The organism is Enterococcus sp. HMSC076E04 (assembly GCF_001814285.1).
Taxonomy (GTDB): Bacteria; Bacillota; Bacilli; order Lactobacillales; family Enterococcaceae; genus Enterococcus_B; species Enterococcus_B lactis.
This window is the reverse complement of record NZ_KV815591.1, coordinates 1-2,598: the sequence shown is the minus strand read 5'-3', so window position 1 is coordinate 2,598 and position 2,598 is coordinate 1. Positions and strand designations below refer to the sequence as shown.

Sequence of the window (2,598 nt, the reverse complement as noted above, 5' to 3'; positions counted from 1 at the left end):
TAAAATTTGTCAAAAAAACTGTTGCCATTCCAAGACAATCAACCAAACTCTAACAGAATTTGAAGTATATCAAGAATATTGGGAACCACTAAAAAAAGTGACTTCAACTTATGCATCCTTTGATAAAGACAATCTCTACTATGATTTCCCCTCAGTATCAGGATTTAGTTCAATGAACAATAAAAAATATTTACTAATGTTAACGAGATTAGGGTACTCAACAAGTAACGTCCGTGCTAAACGGAATGGTGGTACAGTTATTACGGATATTTTGCTAAGCAACCAATACCAAGTAATTCCTAATCAAGAAATCCAGCATCAAGCGACTAGCGGTGTAAAGATTATAGAAAGCGAAGTGAGTTAAACCTCAGATATTGCTTCTTTTTCATTTGACGTTCTAGAAGTAACAAAAGATGAGTTACTTTATGTTTATTTTCCCGTCAACTTGGCCAATAATTTGCACTATGTGACCAATTTGGAAAGTCGACAATTTGATCCCTGCTGGCATCAAATTGATGCTCAAACGAAAGAATTGTTGCTAGGTTGGGAAGAAAATCAAGTAGTTCGTGATTTCTCATTAAATTTTATTATGATTGATTACTATAATTTGGCGACATCAATGCAACGGTTCCCGAATTATGGTATGGACATAGATTCATTCAAACAGAAAAGCTTTTCTGGAGAAATTCAAAATGAGGAAAGCAATAATCTTGTTATACCTATTCTCTATGAACCAGGTTAGGTTTTTACTGTGGACGGGGAAGAGTATCCTTACAAAGTAGCTTTTGACGATTTGATTCAATTGTCTAACTTACCAAAAGATAGTAATATGAAAATTGCTGGAGAATTTTTCGCACCAGGATTCTTGGTAGGCTTGGTAATCTCTAGTATTGCAACTGGGTGCTTTTTATTTTTACTTTTTCTGGATTATATCAAGAAAACAGAGGATATTCCTTAGGAAAATCACAATCTAAATCTTCCCTAGAAACTATAGAATGACAAGGGGGATATAAGCAAATTCCTAAATGATTAAATAGGGTGCGTTACTAGTTAGCTCCATAGTAAGATTTTTTCAAAATTTTCTTGAGGTTGGATCAAAAAGGGCTCTTTTCAATTAGATTAAAGACACTCATACAAAATAGAGAAACGAACTTATAATCGCGTTCGTTTCCCTATTTAATTTATTATGACCATAAACCAATTTGAATTTAGAAAGCACCTTCTTTCTTTAATAAAAAGTACTACTCGTAATCTGTCAGGATTGATAAGACTTTTTATATTAGCTAAATAAAGAATGGATATATTGATTAGCATTCTTAAATTCAACTGTATCGATCAGTGTACCTTGTACAATCAATCTCGTTACAGCAGCCAAATCTCCGCATGTAACAAGAGTGATCATATTTTTATTAGGAATATCATCAATGACTTCGACTCTTAATGGATCCACTTTTTCTTTAAAGGACACTTGGTAAATATAAATATTCTTTAAGTCTGTTACATATATTTTTTCTTTTAGAGAAATAAACTCTAATGGGGAAAATAAAATAGTTTTATCTTTAGCACTATGACTTGCTAAAGCGTAATTTCGTTTTCCCATCTGCTGATCTGGTTTCATTGTTCCAGCCCCAGAAAGGAGCGAGGTGTTGTCCAATCCGTTGTATATTGGTAAAGATAATTTTACATTGTGTATAGCGATACCACCTATTATAGGCAAATCATTATTCTTGAATTGTGCTTTTAATACTAACTCATTTGATATAGATTCAACAGAATCAAAATCAAAGTTTCCTTTCCTTTTCAGATTGTCTTCCAAATCTTTCTGTGAATAATTTGCTATGTCATATTGTGGACTTGTTTATTCAGTAAGTAAGATCGAATTTGGAAATTAAATATTAAAACTAAGCCTATAAGAAAAAGGCTAATTAGAAGTAAATTTAAAGAAAGATGCTTGATTTTTTTCATCATTTTTAGATTCCTAGAAATGGAGCAGGATCTACGAATCCAGACCAATTTGAGCTAGTCGCTATTCCAAAATGCAAATGAACTCCGGTTGAATTTCCTGTAGTTCCCATGGTACCGATGGTCTGTCCAGCACTCACTGATTGGCCTGGTGTAGCAATATAATTACTTAGGTGAAGGTAATATGAATAGTAACCATCTCCGTGATCAATAATAATGTAATTACCTGCGGATCCATCAAATGACGCCTGCACTACAGTTCCTGATCTTGATGCCATGATAGGCGTTGAAGAAGTTCCACCCATATCTATACCATTGTGAAAAGATCCAGAAAATCCAGTAGGATCAGCTCTTCCCCCAAATGGACTTGTGACGATAATGTTGGCTACGGGTGCGCCCCAACCAGAAGAACTAGGACTTTGAATCTGAGTATTATCGGAAGAACTATTGTTGTCTTGGTACTCATTTTGATTAACTGAGTTCGAATCTTGCTCCGAAGTTTCATCTGGTATCTGTTCTTCTTTCTGTGTATCAGTATTTTCTTGACCTATTCCTATGTCATTGGTATCGGCTAGTTGTGATACATCTTTTTCCTGATCTTTTATAATAGATGCGGCTTCTGCCTCTTGAGCTTTT

The 2,598-nt window shown here is 34.3% G+C and carries 5 protein-coding genes; 3 read left to right on the top strand and 2 right to left on the bottom strand.

What is annotated here, in order from left to right; translation table 11 throughout:
* The first annotated feature begins 97 nt into the window (after positions 1-97).
* The 3 genes from HMPREF2961_RS06500 (at position 98) to HMPREF2961_RS06490 (ending at position 958) form a co-directional block, all read left to right on the top strand.
* Positions 98-364, top strand: coding sequence for a YfhO family protein (locus tag HMPREF2961_RS06500; protein WP_002307629.1), 267 nt, complete (start codon positions 98-100; stop codon positions 362-364).
* Between the two features lie 81 nt (positions 365-445).
* Positions 446-742, top strand: coding sequence for a hypothetical protein (locus HMPREF2961_RS06495; protein WP_002307630.1), 297 nt, complete (start codon positions 446-448; stop codon positions 740-742).
* A 9-nt stretch (positions 743-751) separates the two neighbouring features.
* Positions 752-958 carry a hypothetical protein gene (locus HMPREF2961_RS06490; RefSeq protein ID WP_002295288.1) on the top strand — a complete coding sequence of 69 codons (207 nt, stop codon included), beginning with the start codon at positions 752-754 and terminating at the stop codon, positions 956-958.
* 321 nt (positions 959-1,279) lie between these two features.
* On the opposite strand, the gene HMPREF2961_RS06485 is transcribed toward HMPREF2961_RS06490, so the two are convergent.
* Both HMPREF2961_RS06485 and HMPREF2961_RS06480 read right to left on the bottom strand, forming a co-directional pair.
* A complete protein-coding gene (locus HMPREF2961_RS06485) occupies positions 1,280-1,816 on the bottom strand; it encodes a class A sortase (RefSeq protein WP_002336717.1) in 537 nt (178 codons plus the stop codon).
* A gap of 154 nt (positions 1,817-1,970) precedes the next feature.
* The coding region (locus HMPREF2961_RS06480; protein WP_002371860.1) for a M23 family metallopeptidase at positions 1,971-2,598 on the bottom strand (628 nt) is incomplete at its 5' end.